The organism is Aeromonas sp. ZOR0002, assembly GCF_963866995.1.
In the GTDB taxonomy this organism is placed as follows: Bacteria; Pseudomonadota; Gammaproteobacteria; order Enterobacterales; family Aeromonadaceae; genus Aeromonas; species Aeromonas caviae.
Genome location: NZ_CAWMFQ010000118.1, coordinates 1 through 16,601 on the forward strand (window position 1 = coordinate 1; position 16,601 = coordinate 16,601).

Annotated in this window: 15 protein-coding genes; 8 read left to right on the top strand and 7 right to left on the bottom strand. The window is 64.3% G+C overall.

Going from position 1 to position 16,601, the window contains the following annotated elements; translation table 11 throughout:
* Positions 1-479: histidine kinase (locus AACR77_RS06620; protein ID WP_042880484.1), on the top strand; the 479-nt coding region annotated here is incomplete at its 5' end.
* Between the two features lie 154 nt (positions 480-633).
* Here the strand turns inward: AACR77_RS06620 and rimK are convergent.
* The 3 genes from rimK to metH all read right to left on the bottom strand — a co-directional run bounded on the left by rimK (position 634) and on the right by metH (position 6,503).
* Positions 634-1,530: a 30S ribosomal protein S6--L-glutamate ligase gene (rimK, locus tag AACR77_RS06625; RefSeq protein WP_010672657.1), complete on the bottom strand. Its 897-nt coding sequence runs from the start codon at positions 1,528-1,530 to the stop codon at positions 634-636.
* Between the two features lie 142 nt (positions 1,531-1,672).
* Complete coding sequence (locus AACR77_RS06630) at positions 1,673-2,740, bottom strand: Gfo/Idh/MocA family oxidoreductase (protein WP_042880488.1); 1,068 nt, start codon at positions 2,738-2,740, stop codon at positions 1,673-1,675.
* 67 nt (positions 2,741-2,807) lie between these two features.
* On the bottom strand, positions 2,808-6,503 hold the full coding sequence (metH, locus tag AACR77_RS06635; RefSeq protein WP_042880490.1) for a methionine synthase: 3,696 nt from the start codon (positions 6,501-6,503) through the stop codon (positions 2,808-2,810).
* Positions 6,504-6,707: 204 nt separating this feature from the next.
* Here metH and AACR77_RS06640 point away from each other — a divergent pair, with 204 nt between their 5' ends.
* The gene (locus AACR77_RS06640; RefSeq protein WP_042880492.1) at positions 6,708-7,985 is read left to right on the top strand and encodes a cation:proton antiporter; all 1,278 of its coding nucleotides are present in this window, start codon (positions 6,708-6,710) and stop codon (positions 7,983-7,985) included.
* 471 nt (positions 7,986-8,456) lie between these two features.
* On the top strand, positions 8,457-8,633 hold the full coding sequence (locus AACR77_RS06645) for a hypothetical protein (protein WP_010672653.1): 177 nt from the start codon (positions 8,457-8,459) through the stop codon (positions 8,631-8,633).
* A gap of 101 nt (positions 8,634-8,734) precedes the next feature.
* Here the strand turns inward: AACR77_RS06645 and AACR77_RS06650 are convergent, their stop codons facing one another.
* Positions 8,735-9,256 carry a GNAT family N-acetyltransferase gene (locus AACR77_RS06650; RefSeq protein WP_010672652.1) on the bottom strand — a complete coding sequence of 174 codons (522 nt, stop codon included), beginning with the start codon at positions 9,254-9,256 and terminating at the stop codon, positions 8,735-8,737.
* A gap of 140 nt (positions 9,257-9,396) precedes the next feature.
* Between AACR77_RS06650 and AACR77_RS06655 the strand changes: the two genes are divergently transcribed.
* The gene (locus tag AACR77_RS06655) at positions 9,397-9,660 is read left to right on the top strand and encodes a hypothetical protein (RefSeq protein WP_039040440.1); all 264 of its coding nucleotides are present in this window, start codon (positions 9,397-9,399) and stop codon (positions 9,658-9,660) included.
* Positions 9,661-9,734: 74 nt separating this feature from the next.
* The gene (ypfJ, locus tag AACR77_RS06660) at positions 9,735-10,586 is read left to right on the top strand and encodes a KPN_02809 family neutral zinc metallopeptidase (RefSeq protein WP_042880494.1); all 852 of its coding nucleotides are present in this window, start codon (positions 9,735-9,737) and stop codon (positions 10,584-10,586) included.
* Positions 10,587-10,659: 73 nt separating this feature from the next.
* Here ypfJ and AACR77_RS06665 read toward each other — a convergent pair whose 3' ends face one another.
* On the bottom strand, positions 10,660-11,337 hold the full coding sequence (locus tag AACR77_RS06665; RefSeq protein ID WP_042880495.1) for an ATP-binding domain-containing protein: 678 nt from the start codon (positions 11,335-11,337) through the stop codon (positions 10,660-10,662).
* Between the two features lie 154 nt (positions 11,338-11,491).
* Between AACR77_RS06665 and AACR77_RS06670 the strand changes: the two genes are divergently transcribed.
* The 3 genes from AACR77_RS06670 to AACR77_RS06680 all read left to right on the top strand — a co-directional run bounded on the left by AACR77_RS06670 (position 11,492) and on the right by AACR77_RS06680 (position 14,014).
* A complete protein-coding gene (locus AACR77_RS06670) occupies positions 11,492-12,808 on the top strand; it encodes an MFS transporter (RefSeq protein ID WP_039040437.1) in 1,317 nt (438 codons plus the stop codon).
* A gap of 120 nt (positions 12,809-12,928) precedes the next feature.
* Entirely contained in the window at positions 12,929-13,651 is a 723-nt protein-coding gene (locus tag AACR77_RS06675) for a MarC family NAAT transporter (protein ID WP_042880497.1), read from the top strand.
* A 159-nt stretch (positions 13,652-13,810) separates the two neighbouring features.
* A complete protein-coding gene (locus tag AACR77_RS06680) occupies positions 13,811-14,014 on the top strand; it encodes a hypothetical protein (RefSeq protein ID WP_041212219.1) in 204 nt (67 codons plus the stop codon).
* Positions 14,015-14,117: 103 nt separating this feature from the next.
* Here AACR77_RS06680 and tldD read toward each other — a convergent pair whose 3' ends face one another.
* Complete coding sequence (gene tldD, locus AACR77_RS06685; protein WP_042880499.1) at positions 14,118-15,566, bottom strand: metalloprotease TldD; 1,449 nt, start codon at positions 15,564-15,566, stop codon at positions 14,118-14,120.
* 57 nt (positions 15,567-15,623) lie between these two features.
* Positions 15,624-16,430 (bottom strand): carbon-nitrogen hydrolase family protein, encoded by an 807-nt coding sequence (locus tag AACR77_RS06690; RefSeq protein ID WP_010672639.1) that lies wholly within the window; start codon positions 16,428-16,430, stop codon positions 15,624-15,626.
* Positions 16,431-16,601: the final 171 nt, after the last annotated feature.

Genomic DNA, 16,601 nt, shown 5'->3' on the forward strand with positions numbered 1-16,601 from the left:
TGTCCAGCCGCATACGCGCCGCCGCCGACGAGATGGCGCTGCTCACCGAGACCTTCCTGCTGCTGGGACGCAAGGAGGCCGTGGAACGCCCGCCCCAGCAGGTGGCGCCGCTCATTCGCCGGGAGCTGACCCGCCTCGCCCCCCTGCTGCAACGGGAGACGCTGGACATTCGCCTGCAACTGGACGAGGAGAGCGAGGTGCATGCCCCCCTCTCCCTGCTCGCCATCGCCCTCGGCAACCTCTTGAAAAACGCCCTGAGCTACGCCGAGGGGCACATCGAGATCACCCTGCACGAGCAGGTGCTCACCATCAGCAACCCCACCGCCGCCGCGCCGGATCAGATCCTCGGCTACGGCTGCGGTCTCACCATCATCCAGCGCATCTGCGAGAAGCTGGGCTGGCAGATTGAGACCCACCTGGTGGATGGCATCTTCAGCGCCCGGCTGGTGATGATCCCCGGCGCCCCCGGGGCGGCATAGCCCCCTCATCCCCGGCCCTTCTCCCCGGCTGTTCAACACAACGGGAGAAGGGAGACACTTCCCGGCAAGCCCGCTGCCTTCCAGCCCACCCGCCAGATAGCAACAAGGCGCCCGAGGGCGCCCTGTGTTTACCTGTCTGACACTCGTTTGGGACTCATTCCGCCGGCTTGTGCTTGCGGCTCGCCTTGAGCTCGAGGAACTCGATGATCTTGCCCGCCACGTCCTTGCCGGAGGCGGCTTCCACCCCTTGCAGGCCGGGGGAGGAGTTCACCTCCAGCACCAGCGGGCCGCGGGCGCTACGCAGAATATCCACCCCGGCCACGTCCAGCCCCATGATCTTGGCGGCCTGCACGGCGGTGGCACGCTCTTCCGGCGTGATCTTGATGGCTTCGGCGGTGCCGCCCCGGTGCAAGTTGGAGCGAAACTCCCCCGGCTGGGCCTGGCGGCGCATGGCGGCCACCACCTTGCCGTTGACCACCAGGCAGCGGATATCGGCGCCGTTGGCCTCGCGGATGTACTCCTGCACCAGGATGTTGTTGTTGGTCTGGATAAAGGCCTCGATGACGCTCTCGGCGGCCTTCTGGGTCTCGCACAGCACCACGCCAATCCCCTGGGTGCCCTCCAGCAGCTTCACCACCAGGGGGGCGCCCCCCACCATGGTGATGAGATCCGGTACGTCGTGGGTGCTGTGGGCATAGCCGGTCACCGGCAGGCCGATGCCGTGGCGAGAGAGCAGCTGCATGGCGCGCAGCTTGTCCCGGGAGCGGGAGATGGCCACCGAGCTGTTGAGAGCCATGGTGCTCATCATCTCGAACTGGCGCAGCACGGCGGTGCCATAGAAGGTGATGCTGGCACCGATGCGCGGGATCACTGCGTCATAGCTCTCCAGCTCCCGTCCTTCGTAATGGATGGAGGGGCTGTGGGAGGCGATGTTCATGTAGCAGCGCAGGGTGTCGAGCACCTCGACCTGATGCCCACGGGCCCGGGCCACCTCGACCAGACGGCGGGTGGAGTAGTTGTTGGGCTCACGGGATAAAATGGCAATATTCATGGAAATGGCAGACCTGATAATCGGACTGGAGAGTATAAGGTGCCATGAACGACTGGCAACGCCAATCCTTTCCCCTCACCATGCGCGGTTCTGCAAGACGGCGCCAGCCACCAGCCCTCATGCCGGATGGCGCACAGCGACGTCAATGGGGGCCGCGCAGCCCTTGTTGCAACTCAAGCAGCAGGGCGACCTCCTGCAAACGGCGCGCCGTGGTGCCGGCCCAGCCTCCCAAAGGCACGGGGACCAGCAGGGTCTGGGCGATGCAGTGGCGATAGAGGGGCCCCTCATGTTGCCAGCCCCGCATCCCGTCGACGTCGTGATGGTGCAGCCACTCCAGGTTGCCGCGGCGAAGCAGCTCGATGCGCCGCCCGTCTTTGAAGTGCAGGCAAAGCCCCTTCTTCTCCACCCCGGGACCGGCATACTTGTCGAGCCAGAGGGTCAGGGGCACCCCTGCCGCCTCGCCGCGCAGGCAGGCCCGCCCCTCGGCGGTCTCCAGATCCCCGCGCCGGATGGGCTGCCCCAGCCGGTCGCAGACGCCCTCCGCGATCAGGTGCAGGCGGTCGTCCCCACCCAGGGCCACCAGCAGCTCCCGGATCATCGCCAGCAGATGGGTACCGATGTCGAGGATCACCCCGTCTGGATGGCGCAGGACCCGCCGATCCGGCTCCCCGGTGGCGAAGTTGAGGGCATACGGATCACCCGCCTCGTCCAGGCCGCAGGGTTCCAGCAAAAAGCCCTCCACCGCGCTGATATCGGCGAGGGTGGCCAGCCCGACCCCGGCGCCCTCTGGTTCCCGAGGCTGCCAGCCTTCATCCAGTTTGCCGCTCAGCAGCAACTGCTGGACGGCATTGCGGGCCATCCAGTGATCCAGCGCCAGCACCCTGGCTGCGACCTCGGGGTCCGCCAGCAGGGCGTGCAGACGATCGTGCTGGGCCAGGGTGGCCACCACGGGTTTCTCCACCAGGATGAGGGGAATGGCACTGGCTAGTGCCTGCTCCAGCACAGGCAGATGCAGCAGGGAAGGCGTGGCGATCACCAGCCGATCCAGGGGTTCGGCCAGCAGGGCTTCCAGGGTCGGCGCAGACATGACGCCGGGCAGGGTGATGGCGGGATCAAAACCCCATATCTTGGGATTTTCCGCCAGTGCGGCGAGTGCAGGCAGATAGGCTGTCTGCACCACGGCCCCCAGACCGACAAATCCAATCTTCATGGCAACCTCGATATGGCGTGCGTACCCGGCGTCTGCCCCGCACCGTGTGAGGCGGGGCAGACGGGGATCAATGCAGGTTGGGCCCCAGCCAGCGTTCGGCCTCTGCCAGGGTCATCCCCTTGCGCATGGCGTAGTCTTCCACCTGATCCTGCTGGATCTGGGCCACGGCGAAGTATTTGCTCTCGGGGTGGGAGAAGTACCAGCCGGATACCGCCGCCCCCGGCCACATGGCGTAGGACTCGGTGAGCTGCATACCGATGGCCTGCTCCACCCCCAGCAGCTCCCAGATGCTCCCCTTCTCGGTGTGCTCCGGGCAGGCCGGGTAGCCCGGCGCCGGACGTATCCCCTGGTAATTTTCGCGGATAAGCTCTTCGTTGCTGAGCGCCTCGTCCGGGGCATAGCCCCAGTGCACTTTGCGCACCTGCTCGTGGAGGTATTCGGCAAAGGCCTCGGCGAGGCGATCGCACACCGCCTGGATGAGAATGGCGTTGTAGTCGTCGTGGTCCGCCTTGTAGGCCTTGGCGATGGCCTCCTCGCCGATGCCGCCGGTCACCGCGAAGGCGCCGATCCAGTCGGGCTTGCCGCTCTCCTTCGGCGCCACATAGTCCGCCAGACAGTAGTTGGGGAAGCCCTGCTTCTCGCTCTGCTGGCGCAGGTGGTGCAGCACCTTGCGCACCTGGGTGCGGGTCTCGTCGGTGTAGACCTCGATGCTGTCCCCCACGGCGTTGGCGGGGAACAGGCCGACGATACCGGCGCAGCGCACGCTCTGCTCCTTCTCCAGCTGATCCAGCATGGCGTTGGCGTCGGCGTAGAGGCGCGTCGCCTCCTCCCCCACCACCTCATCTTCCAGGATGCGGGGGAACTTGCCCGCCAGCTCCCAGCTCAGGAAAAACGGCGTCCAGTCGATGTAGGGGCGCAGCACAGAGATGGGCACGTTTTCGAAGGTCTGCACGCCGGGCTCCCGGGGCGCCGGGGGCTCATAGCCCACCCAGTCCAGCTGATGGCGGTTGGCGCGGGCATGGGCCAGGCTGACCGGCTTGGAGCGCGGCTGCTTGCGGGCATGCTGATCCCGGGCAATCTCGTACTCCTTGTCGATGCGGGCGACGAAGGCGGGCTTGAGCTCCGGGCTCAGCAGGCTCTGGGCCACCCCCACGGCGCGGGAGGCGTTGGAGACATAGACCACGGGCTCGGAGTAGTTCTGCTCTATCTTCACCGCGGTGTGGGCCTTGGAAGTGGTGGCTCCGCCGATGAGCAGCGGCAGCTTGAACCCCTGACGCTCCATCTCCTTTGCTACGTGCACCATCTCGTCCAGGGACGGAGTGATGAGGCCCGACAGGCCGATGATGTCGGCGTTCACTTCCCGGGCCGTCTTGAGGATGGTCTCGCAGGAGACCATGACCCCGAGATCCACGATCTCGAAGTTGTTGCACTGGAGCACCACCCCGACGATGTTCTTGCCGATGTCGTGCACGTCGCCCTTGACGGTGGCCAGCACGATTTTGCCGTTGCTGGAACCGCCGGACTTCTCCGCCTCGATGTAGGGCTGCAGGTAGGCCACCGCCCGCTTCATCACCCGGGCCGACTTCACCACCTGGGGCAGGAACATCTTGCCGGCGCCGAACAGATCTCCCACCACGTTCATGCCATCCATCAGCGGCCCCTCGATGACGTGCAGCGGCTTCTCGGCCTGGGCGCGCGCCTCCTCGGTATCCTCCTCGATGAAATCAGTGATCCCCTTGACCAGGGCGTGTTCGAGCCGCTTGCCCACCGGCCAGCTGCGCCACTCCTGATCCCGCGGATCCTCCGCCTGGGCACCCGCGCCGCGATACTTCTCTGCGATGGCCAGCAGCGCCTCGGTGGCGTTGTCGTTGAGGTTCAGCACCACCGCCTCGACCTTCTCTTTGAGCTCGGCCGGGATGTCTTCGTAGATGGCAAGCTGGCCCGCGTTGACGATCCCCATGTCCATGCCGTTCCTGATGGCGTGGTAGAGGAAGACGGCGTGGATGGCTTCGCGCACCGGCTCGTTACCACGGAAGGAGAAGGAGACGTTGGAGACGCCGCCGGAGATCATGGCGTGGGGCAGGTGCTCCTTGATGTCCTTCACCGCTTCGATGAAGTCCACCGCGTAGTTGTTGTGCTCGTCGATGCCGGTCGCCACCGCGAAGATGTTGGGGTCGAAGATGATGTCTTCCGGCGGGAAGCCGACGCGGTCCACCAGAATGCGGTAGGCGCGCTGGCAGATCTCGAACTTGCGGGCCCGAGTATCGGCCTGGCCCACCTCGTCGAACGCCATGACGATGACGGCGGCGCCGTAGCGGCGCAGCAGTTTCGCCTGCTCGATGAATTTGTCCTCCCCCTCCTTCATGGAGATGGAGTTGACCACCGGCTTGCCCTGCACGCACTTGAGGCCCGCCTCCAGCACCTCCCACTTGGAGGAGTCGATCATCACCGGCACCCGGGCGATGTCCGGTTCCCCGGCGATGAGGTTCAGGAAGCGCACCATGGCCGCCTCGGCGTCCAGCATCCCCTCATCCATGTTGATGTCGATGATCTGGGCGCCGTTTTCCACCTGCTGCTTGGCCACATCCAGGGCCTCGTCGTAGAGCCCTTCTTTTATCAAGCGCTTGAACTTGGCCGAGCCGGTGACGTTGGTCCGCTCACCCACGTTCACGAACATGGAGTCCGCCGTGATGATGAGAGGCTCCAGGCCCGACAACCGACAGGCCACCGGCAGATCCGGCAGGGCGCGGGGTGTGATGCCCGCCACGGCGTCCGCCATGGCGCGGATGTGGGTCGGGGTGGTGCCGCAGCAGCCGCCCACCAGGTTGAGAAAGCCGCTCGAAGCCCACTCGCGGATATGCTCCGCCATCTCGACCGCGTCCAGATCGTACTCGCCAAACGCATTGGGCAGACCGGCGTTGGGGTGGGCGCTGACATGGGTCTCGCTGATGCGGGACAGCTCCTCCACGTATTGGCGCAGCTCGTCCGGCCCCAGCGCACAGTTGAGGCCGAAGGAGACCGGTTTGACGTGGCGAAGGGAGTGGTAGAAGGCCTCGGTGGTCTGGCCCGAGAGAGTACGACCGGAGGCGTCCGTGATGGTGCCGGAGATCATCACCGGCAGGCTGTAACCCAGCTCCTCGAACACCAGGTCCACCGCGAAGGCGGCCGCCTTGGCGTTGAGGGTGTCGAAGATGGTCTCGATCAGGATGATGTCGGCACCGCCCTCGATGAGGGCGTGGGTCGATTCGGTGTAGGCGGCCACCAGCTCGTCATAGGTGACGTTGCGCTTGCCCGGATCGTTCACGTCCGGCGAGATGGAGGCGGTACGGTTGGTGGGGCCCAGAACCCCTGCCACAAAGCGCGGTTTCGCCGGGTCCTTGGCGGTCCACTCGTCCGCCACGGCGCGGGCCAGGCGGGCCGCCTCCCGGTTTATCTCGGCCGAGAGCGCTTCCATCTCGTAGTCCGCCATGGCGATGCGGGTGGCGTTGAAGGTGTTGGTCTCGAGGATGTCGGCCCCGGCGGCACAATACTGGTCGTGGATCTCGCGAATGACGGCGGGACGGCTCAACACCAGCAGGTCGTTGTTGCCCTTGATGTCGGTATGCCAGTCGGCAAACCGCTCCCCCCGATAGTCCGCCTCACCGAGTTTGTAACCCTGGATCATGGTGCCCATGGCCCCGTCGATGATCAGGATCCGCTCCTTGAGACAGGCTTCCAGCCTGGCTGTGACATCCGCTTTCTTGTTCGACTCTCTGCTCGACACCGCTCGTACCCCTTACATCCATGCAACTGCGTGATGCCCATCCTAGCAGCAATCAAATTAAATGGAAATCTAGCCGTCTATCTGTCCGTGATGACGATTAAATATAACCATAAATAGGTAATGAGCATGATCTAACCCGGGAGTACCCTATGCCCGTCCTCAAGAGGGATACGTGCTTGCTGTTTACCAAAGAGAAAAATAACTATGAGCGTCTACTACACACTCTGCTTCCTGGCAGCGTTGGCGATCTTCATCGCCTTTGCCAACCAGTATGTTGTGAAGATCCAGACCACCATCGCCATCACTGCGGGCTCCATGCTGATCTCCGCGCTGCTGGTGCTGTTTGGCAAACTGGGTTGGTTCAATCTGGAGCCTCTCGCCATCAAGACCATGGAGAGCATCGACTTCCAGAACTTCCTGTTGAAGGGGATCCTGGGCTTCCTGCTGTTCGCCGGCGGGCTTGGCATCAACCTCAAGGCGTTGCGTAGCCAGAAGTGGGAAATCACCATTCTGGCCATAGCCGCCACCCTGCTCTCCACCTTCCTCATCGGCTACGGCTTCTGGTTCATCGCCAAGCTGCTGGGCTGGGACCTGCCGCTGGTCTACTGCATGCTGTTCGGCGCGCTGATCTCCCCCACTGACCCGATTGCCGTACTGGCCATCGTCAAGAAGATGAAGGCACCACCCCAGATCGCCATCCAGATCGAGGGGGAATCCCTGTTCAACGACGGTGTTGGCCTCGTCATCTTCGCTACCGTGTTTGCCGTGGCCTTTGGCGGTGTGGAGCCCACCTTCGGCAGCGTGGCCGGTCTGTTCCTGCATGAGGCCCTCGGCGGCATCCTGTTCGGGGCCGTGCTGGGCCTCATCGCCCACGTGATGATCAGCGCCACCGACGACGGCTCCCTGGAGCTGCTGCTGACCCTCTGCATCCCGACCGCGGGCTTCGCCTTCGCCAACATGATCGGCGTCTCCGGCGCCCTGGCCATGGTGGTGACCGGCATCATGATCGGCAACTGGACCCGTCATTCCGGCTTCTCCGAGCAGAGCCAGCACCACCTGGATCACTTCTGGGAGTTGATGGATCAGTTCCTCAACGCCCTGCTGTTCCTGCTGATCGGTCTGGCACTGGTGCTGCTGGATCTGGCCTGGCGCGACTGGATCCTGCTGGTCATCGCGGTACCGCTCTGCCTGGCCGCCCGCTTCATCAGCGTCTCCCTGCCCTATGTGGCGTTCCGCAAGTTCCGCAGCTACAACACCTTCTCGGTGCGCATCCTCACCTGGGGCGGCCTGCGTGGCGGCCTGGCCATGGCCATGGCCCTGGCACTGCCATCCGGTGTCATGATGATCCCGGAGCACAACGTCGATCTGCGCCAGGTGATCCTGGTGATGACCTACTCGGTGGTGATGTTCTCCATCGTGGTACAGGGTATGACCATTACCCCCATGATCACCGCCGCCAAGAAGGCCTGTGGCGACGCCTGAGCCCGTCCCTGACCGGCAATGAAAAGGGCTCCCTCGGGAGCCCTTTTGCCGTCCCCGTGGCAGTGAAAAACAGGGAATGACTGGGTGAACGCACAATTAGTGTTTGCTTTTTACACATTTCGAGGAGAGAATGCGCGCCGGCTAGTTAATCAGCCCTGATTATGTTCGCAATGCTTCACCTCACGATGAATCCTGCCAGTACCCGCATAACCTTCTTCTGATTTACTCGCCTTGAGAACCGTTCAGGCTGTCTGCCTGCGTTGCCCGGCTCTCACGGTGCAGACCCGATCTGCCCACTCCCAAGTAGCATCATGCATCCGCGTGGTCCTTGGCGCCTTCCTTGAAAGTGCAGACGCCCCTGAACCGGGCTGGGTATTCCTGCGCGCTCGTCCGCCATCGTGCTGACCGCGCCCATTGACCTGACATTTGCCAATACAAGGAGCAAACACTTAATTTATATAGAGAAATACCATGATGAAACACGTACAGATCCGCAAACCCCTGCGTCGCAGCAAACCCATCAACCTGCCCGTGCAAGAGCACGACGACGATGCGTTCCTGATCCAGTTCAGCACCCGCTTCAGCGGCGGCTTCGCCATCTCCTGTGATGGCATCGCCGGCGAGTTCTCCATCGAAGAGCTCAACTGATCCTGCCTGCCCAGGCAGCGCCCGATGCAGACAGGCCGCAACTCACGGCGGCCTCCTTGCCTGACGTCATAGTCTGCATGGCCCCACCACCCGAGCGATGACTAGACCCCGCAAGTCTCCTTGTCCGGCGCCTCCAGCAGCAGGCACTCCTCCTCGCCGGCTCCCAGCCTGACCCGTTTGCCCTGACTCAGCCCCAGCTTGGCGAGTAGCCGGACCGAGCGCTCATTGCCCGGGGTGACGATGGCGACCACCCGCTCGATGCCGAGCCGTTCACGGCCATCTGCCATGGCCGCCCGCGCGGCTTCGATGGCATAGCCCTGGCCGCGCCAGGCGGGCAGGAAGGCATAGCCGATGTCTTCACAGGGCAGGGTATCGCGCTTGATCAGACCGCAGATGCCGAGCCTGGCCCCGTCTTCCCGCCGTACCACCAGATAGAGTCCGTGACCGTGGCGGGCATAACTGACCGCAGGCCCCTGCTGGATGTAGTTTTCGGCATCCGCCAGGGTACGCACCCCGCGATCGCCGATGTAGCGGTGAAAATCACCATCGTTGAGCAGTTCGAGAATGAAGGGGGCATCGACAATGGTCAGTTCGCGCAGTTCCAGGCGCTCGGAGAGGATCATGACATGGGCTCGTTCGGCAGAGAGAGTGTCCAAGACTGCTCCCGCCCCGCTTCCTTGGCAAGACCCGGACGATATTTTCGCCCCCGGGAGCCGCGTCCCCGCTATACTGCCCACCCCATGGAACAGGCAGGAGAACGGCCATGACCGATACCCCCGAATTTTTTGATGAAGAGACACTGCTGGAGATGGTGGAGAACCAGCTCGCCGACGGCCACCCCCTCCAGGTGAAAGCCACCCTGATGCGCCTGGTGATGAAGGGCACCCCGCGGGAAGAGGCGCTGCAATACATCGCCTGCGCCCTGGGCGCCGAACTCATGGCCATGGAAGCCGAACAGGGCCCCTTCAACCTCGTCCGTTACGGCGAGTTTCTCGACAGCCTGCCCGAGATGCCCTGGGCCGAATGACCCGGGCCGATTAGGCAAGCCCCGGCGCCAGCCATTATCATTACTGCCACCACCAATGACGGGAGTATGGGGATATGCGCTGGCAAGATCGCCGTGAGAGCAACAATGTGGAAGACCGACGCCAGCAAGGCGGCAACGGAGGTGGCGGCCTGCCCATCGGCGGCAAGGGGCGCCTTATCCTGCTGGTGGTGGTCATGGTGGCGGGGTACTACGGCGTGGACCTCGGCCCCCTGCTGCAGGATCCGGCCCCGCAGAGCCAGCCCCAGCGTCAGAACTCGTCCCAGGCTGCCAACGATCCCCTCGCCCGCTTCACCTCGGTGATGCTCGCCTCCACGGAGGACGCCTGGGGCGAGATGTTCCAGCAAAGCGGCAACCACTATCAGGCCCCCAGACTGGTGCTCTATCGCGGCGCGACCCGCACCGGCTGCGGCCAGGGGCAGTCGGTGATGGGTCCCTTCTACTGTCCGGCCGACAGCACCGTCTACATCGATCTCTCCTTCTATCAGGACATGCGCGACAAGCTGGGGGCCGACGGCGACTTCGCCCAGGGCTATGTGATCGCCCATGAGGTGGGCCACCACGTGCAGAACCTGCTCGGTATCTCCACCAAGGTGCGCCAGCAGCAACAGGGGCTGAGCCAGGTCGCCCAGAACCGGTTGTCGGTCAAGCTCGAACTCCAGGCGGACTGCTTCGCCGGGGTCTGGGGCCACTACATGGAAAAAGAGCAGGTGCTGGAGCGCGGCGATCTGGAAGAGGCGCTCAACGCCGCCCAGGCCATCGGCGACGACAGGTTGCAGCAGCAGGGTCAGGGCCGGGTCGTTCCCGACAGCTTCACCCACGGCACCTCGGCCCAGCGCCTCACCTGGTTCAAACGCGGTTTTGACAGCGGCAAGCCCGCCAGTTGCGACACCTTCGCCGCCCGCTGAAGGGGGCAAACGCAAAGGGGCCGATTCCTCACGGAGCCGGCCCCTTTCCTTTCTCACCCGAGGGGGTCTTCCCTCATTCGGGATCCTCCGCCAGCAGATCGGTGAAGACGAAGCCGTCCCGCAGCACCGTTTCCCCCACCCGGATGGGCAGGGGATGCAGGAACATGGGGCCGTCCCAGGCCAGGGTGTGAAATTCCCCGTTCTCGCCGCAGGGATCCACCCCGGCGGGCAGGGCAGCCAGGAAGGCCGGGCCGAATTCATGACCACCAAACCCGGCGTCCAGCTTGCCCGGATCCAGGGTGCAGACCCTGGCCTTGAGCCCGGCGTCGATCATCGCCTGCGCCAGCTCGGTCGTGTCGCTGCCCCAGAGCGGGAAGAGCGGCGTGATGCCGGTCCCCGCCAGTTGCCGCTCCCGATAGGCGCGCACATCCTCAAGAAAGAGATCCCCGAACGCCATGTGGTGAATGCCCTTGGCCTGCACATCGGCGATGAAGCCCGTCATGATGCGCCCATACTCCTCGTTGCTGCAGGGCCAGGGCAGGTCGATGGTGATCAGCGGCAAGCCCACGCACTCAGCCTGTGCCAGCAGCAACTGCTTGCGCACCCCGTGCATGGCCACCCGCTCGAACGCCTGGTTGAGGGTGGTGAACAGCCCCACCACCTCGATGGCCGGATCCTGGCGCAGGCGATGCAAGGCCCAGGCGCTGTCTTTTCCGCTGCTCCAGGAGAGCAGTATCTTTTTCTTCGTCATGACCTCTCCAGCTTCTTGCCGCACCGTGCTGCAAGACAGTGTTGCGAATTGTGCGATTTACATTGCGGGACACAAAAGCATACCCTCGTGGGTGAGCGTATCCCCGCAGCACACCGGGGAGAATAACTAAAAAAACGATGGGAAACATAAGGATATGAGTAAAGTCAGCACATCGCACGACCACGGTCGCCCCCTCAATCGACAGGATTACAAGACCCTGAGCCTGGCGGCGCTGGGCGGCGCCCTCGAATTCTACGACTTCATCATCTTCGTCTTCTTCGCCGTGGTCATCGGCGAGCTCTTCTTCCCGGCCGACATTCCCGAGTGGCTGCGCCAGTTCCAGACCTTCGGCATCTTCGCCGCCGGCTACCTGGCCCGCCCCCTGGGGGGCATCATCATGGCCCACTTTGGCGATCTCATCGGCCGCAAGCGGATGTTCACCCTCAGCATCATCCTGATGGCCTTGCCGACCTTGCTGATCGGCCTGCTGCCCACCTACGCCGTGCTCGGCATCGCCGCCCCCCTGCTGTTGCTGCTGCTGCGGATCCTGCAAGGGGCCGCCATCGGCGGGGAAGTCCCCGGTGCCTGGGTCTTCGTGGCCGAACATGTGCCCGCCCGCCGGGTCGGTGTCGCCTGCGGCACCCTCACCGCAGGGCTGACCGCCGGCATCCTGCTCGGCTCCCTGGTGGCGACCGCCATCAACCGTGGCATGAGCCCGGGCGACGTGAGCGACTGGGGCTGGCGTCTGGCCTTCGTGCTCGGCGGCGTGTTCGGCATCGTCGCCATGTACCTGCGCCGCTGGCTGCACGAGACTCCGGTCTTCGCCGAGATGCAGGCCAACAAGTCCCTGGCCGAGGAGCTGCCCCTCAAGACGGTGCTGCGTGAACACAAGGGCAGCGTCGTCGTCTCCATGCTGCTGACCTGGCTGCTCTCCGCCGGCATAGTGGTGGTGATCCTGATGACCCCGACCTATCTGCAGAAGGTCCACGGCATCAGCCCGGCCGATGCCCTGACCGCCAACTCCCTGGCCATCGTCGCCCTCACCCTGGGCTGCATCGTCTATGGTCGCCTGATCGATGCCATCGGCAGCGGTCCTACCTTCATCCTGGGCTCCCTGCTGCTGGCCGGCGCCACTTATACCTTCTACCACAGCCTGGCGGCGGGCACGGATCAGCTGGTGCCCCTCTACATGCTGGCGGGCTTTGCGGTGGGGATCGTCGGCGCCGTGCCCTACGTCATGGTCAATGCCTTCCCGCCGGTGGTGCGCTTCTCCGGGCTGTCGTTCTCCTACAACGTGGCCTACGCCATCTTCGGCGGCCTCACCCCCATGCTGGTCACCCTCTGGATGAAGGAGGACGTGCTGGCCCCCTCCCACTATGTGGTCAGCCTGGCCGCCCTCGGTTTCGTGCTCGGCATCTGGCTCTGGCTGCGCCAGCGCGGCCAACGCCAGGCCACCCCGCAGGCCGCCTGATCCTTCCCAAGCAAGCCCCGCACTGTCGGGGCTTGTTCTTTGCGGATATCATCGACCGGGTGGCGGTCCGCTGCGGACCTGCCAGCTCACCCCAATCCGTCCATCTGCCCGAGGTCCACTATGTTCTTCCAGGTCGTCCTTCTCGCCTTGCTGGCCCTGCTGCCCATGGTCAACCCGCCCACCACGGCCACCCTGCTGCTGGGACTGAGCAAGGGCATGTCCCGCGAGCACATTCGCCGCCAGATCAACATGGCCGCCCTCTATCTGTTCGCCACCCTGTGCGTCAGCTTCTTCATCGGGTCCTCCATCCTGGATCTGTTCGGGATCTCCATTCCCGGCCTGCGCCTGGCCGGTGGCCTCATCATCGCCTTCATCGGCTTTCGCATGCTGTTCCCCTCGCCAAACCAGTCTGCCGGGGTCGAGGCCAACCAGAATATCGCCTTCGTGCCCCTGACCATGCCCAGCATGTGCGGACCCGGCACCATGGCGCTGGTGATCAGCGGCGCGGCCCAGATCGCCGAGCTGCCGGCCGAGGCCGATCGCGTCGTCATCTATGCCGCCATGGTCACCGCCTTCGCCCTGATGAGCCTGATCAGCTGGGGTGTGCTCAAGCTGGCAGATCCCGTGTGCAAGATCCTGGGAGCCACCGGCATCGACGCCATGACCCGCATCATGGGTTTCCTGCTGGTGTGCATGGGTATGCAGTTCTGCATCAACGGCGTCAAGGAGGTGGCTCAGGATCCCGTCTTCCATGGCCAGGTGATGGAACAACCCGCTGCCGCCTTGCCGACCCATGCCGGATCTACCGCCCTCGATCATCTCGCCGTGCCGCGCCAGCCCTGATTGAAAACGGTGTCATTTTTCGTGCAAATCCCTCCTGATCTTGCGCCTGATCATATTGCCTTCATCTTGATGGGGTAGTCTGGTTATTGTACAGGCAGGGTTCAGAAGGTTGCCGCTAGCGTGGCATGTGCTGACCCCATCACTTGAGGAGATATGCAAATGGAAAAGATGCTGACCGAGATTGGAAGCTACAGCCTGTTTCATGAGTATCTGAACGTGGTCGGTGCCGCCAGCCCCGCGCTGACCCGGATCAAGACAGGATGGGAGTTCAAGCGAAAGGATCGCCTGCTCGCCCAGATAAGGGTGGATGACCACGGCCACGCCCGCTTCTTCATCGACGCCCGCGCCATTTCGGTCAACTGACCCGACCCCTTTCCCAGCCCCGGCGCCTGCCGGGGCTTTTTATTGCTTGCGCGTTCCAATAAAAACCCCGGCGCCGGGCCGGGGTTTACAAAGGTGTGTGACCTTACTGGGTGCCGCCCACGGTGAGCTGATCCAGCTTGAGGGTGGGCTGGCCGACGCCGACCGGCACGCTCTGCCCCTCCTTGCCGCAGACCCCGACCCCGCGATCCAGCGCGAGATCACGGCCCACCATGGAAACCTGGCTCATCGCCTCGGGGCCGTTGCCGATCAGGGTCGCCCCCTTGATGGGCGCGGTGATCTTGCCATCCTCGATGAGGTAGGCCTCGGAGGCGGAGAAGACGAACTTGCCGGAGGTGATGTCCACCTGACCGCCACCGAAGTTGGGGGCATAAATGCCCTTCTTCACCGAGGCGATGATCTCCGCCGGATCGTACTGACCCGCCAGCATGTAGGTGTTGGTCATGCGCGGCATCGGCAGGGCGGCGTAGGATTCGCGGCGGCCATTGCCGGTGAGCGACACCCCCATCAGACGGGCGTTCTGCTTGTCCTGCAGGTAACCCTTGAGAATGCCGTTCTCGATCAGCACGTTGTAACCCCCCGGCGTCCCCTCGTCGTCGATGGAGACGGAGCCGCGCCGACCCGGCAGGGTGCCGTCATCGACGATGGTGCAGTGTTTGGAAGCCACCTGCTCGCCGATGCGCCCGGCAAAGGCGGAGGAGCCCTTGCGGTTGAAGTCCCCCTCCAGACCGTGACCCACCGCCTCGTGCAGCAGCACACCGGGCCAGCCGGCACCGAGCACCACCGGCATGGTGCCGGCCGGGGCGTCGATGGCCTCCAGGTTGACCAGCGCCTGGCGCACCGCTTCGCGCACATAGCCAAACGCCCGGCTCTCGAGCCCGTCCAGCTCGAGGAAATGGTCGTAACCGAAGCGGCCACCGCCACCCGCGCTGCCGCGTTCACGGCGCTCCCCCTTCTCGGCGATGACGGTCACCGAGAGGCGCACCAGGGGGCGCACGTCGGCGGCCAGGGTGCCATCGGTGGCGGCCACCAGGATCTCTTCATAGACCCCGCTGATGGAGGCCATCACCTGATTGATGGCGGGATCCAGACTTCTGGCGAACTTGTCCATCTGCTCCAGCAGGGCAATTTTCTGCTGTTTGTCGAGGGTCTGCAGGGGATCCAGCGCCGGGTAGAGCAGGTTTGCTTCGGTGCGAGCCCACGCCTTTACCTTGCCGTGAGCACCGGCGGCGGCGATGCCGCGAGCGGCAGTCACCGACTGTTGCAGCGCCAGCAGGCTCAGCTCGTCCGAGTAGGCGAAACCGGTCTTCTCGCCGCTGACGGCGCGCACCCCCACCCCCTGATCGATGTTGTAGCTGCCATCCTTGACGATGCCGTCCTCCAGCATCCAGGACTCGTGCCAGCTGCGCTGGAAATAGAGGTCGCCGAACTCCACCTGATGGCTCATCAGGCTGCCGAGCAGCTGTTGCAGCCGCCCTTCGTCGAGATCGTTCGGGGCCAACAGGGAGGCACTAACCTGGCTCAATAGACTCAAATCTTTCTCTCCACTCTCATGCGAGATGTCGTAACGGTTAAATCCACGGCCGCGGGCTCACAGCAGGCGGGCGTGTTGCAGCACCGGCATGGTGCGTTTCAATTCATCGATCAGGGCCCCATCCAGCGGCGCCAGCACTGTTCCCTGCCCCGACGCCCGACAGGCCAGCACCCGGCCCCAGGGGTCGATCACCATGCTGTGGCCCCAGGTCTGGCGCCCCGTCTCGTGGGTGCCCCCCTGGTTGGCGGCCACCACGTAGCACTGGTTCTCGATGGCACGGGCCCGCAACAGGGGCTCCCAGTGCGCCTCGCCGGTGACGGCGGTAAAGGCGGCAGGCACCAGCAGCACCCGGGCACCGGCCCGGGCCAACTGGCGGTAAAGCTCGGGAAAGCGCAGATCATAACAGATAGAGAGGCCGAGGGGACCAAAGGGGGAGTCCACCAGCACAGGCTGATCACCCGGGCTGAAGGTCTCCGACTCCCGGTAGCGGCCGTGATTGTCCGCCACGTCTACGTCGAACAGGTGGATCTTGTGGTAGTGCCCCTTGAGCTCGCCGTCGGGATCGAACACCAGGGTGCTGGTGTGGATGTGGTCGGCACCGGCGATGGCGGTGGGCATGGCCCCGGCCACCAGCCAGATGCCGTGGGATTTGGCCCAATCAGAGAGTTGCTGCTGGATTGGGCCATTTCCCAATGGCTCTGCCCCGTCCAGATACCCCTGCCGCTCGCCAAAGAGGGCGAAGTTTTCCGGCAGCAGCACCAGCAAGGGGCGCTCTCCGGGCAGACTCGCCAGCTCGGCGGCGATCCGCTCCCGGTTATCCTGCCAGGTACGACCCGATATCAACTGCATGGCCGCTAGCCACATGACGCGCTCCTTCTGTTGGGCGAGCCGGTGACACAAGGCCTTCTCCGCTCGCAGGGCAATATCCGCACTCTTCTGTTGGGCGAGCCGGTGGCACAAGGCCTTCTCGGCTCGCAGGGCAATATCCGCCCTCATCTGTTGGGCGAGCCGGTGACCGGTGACACAAGGCCTTCT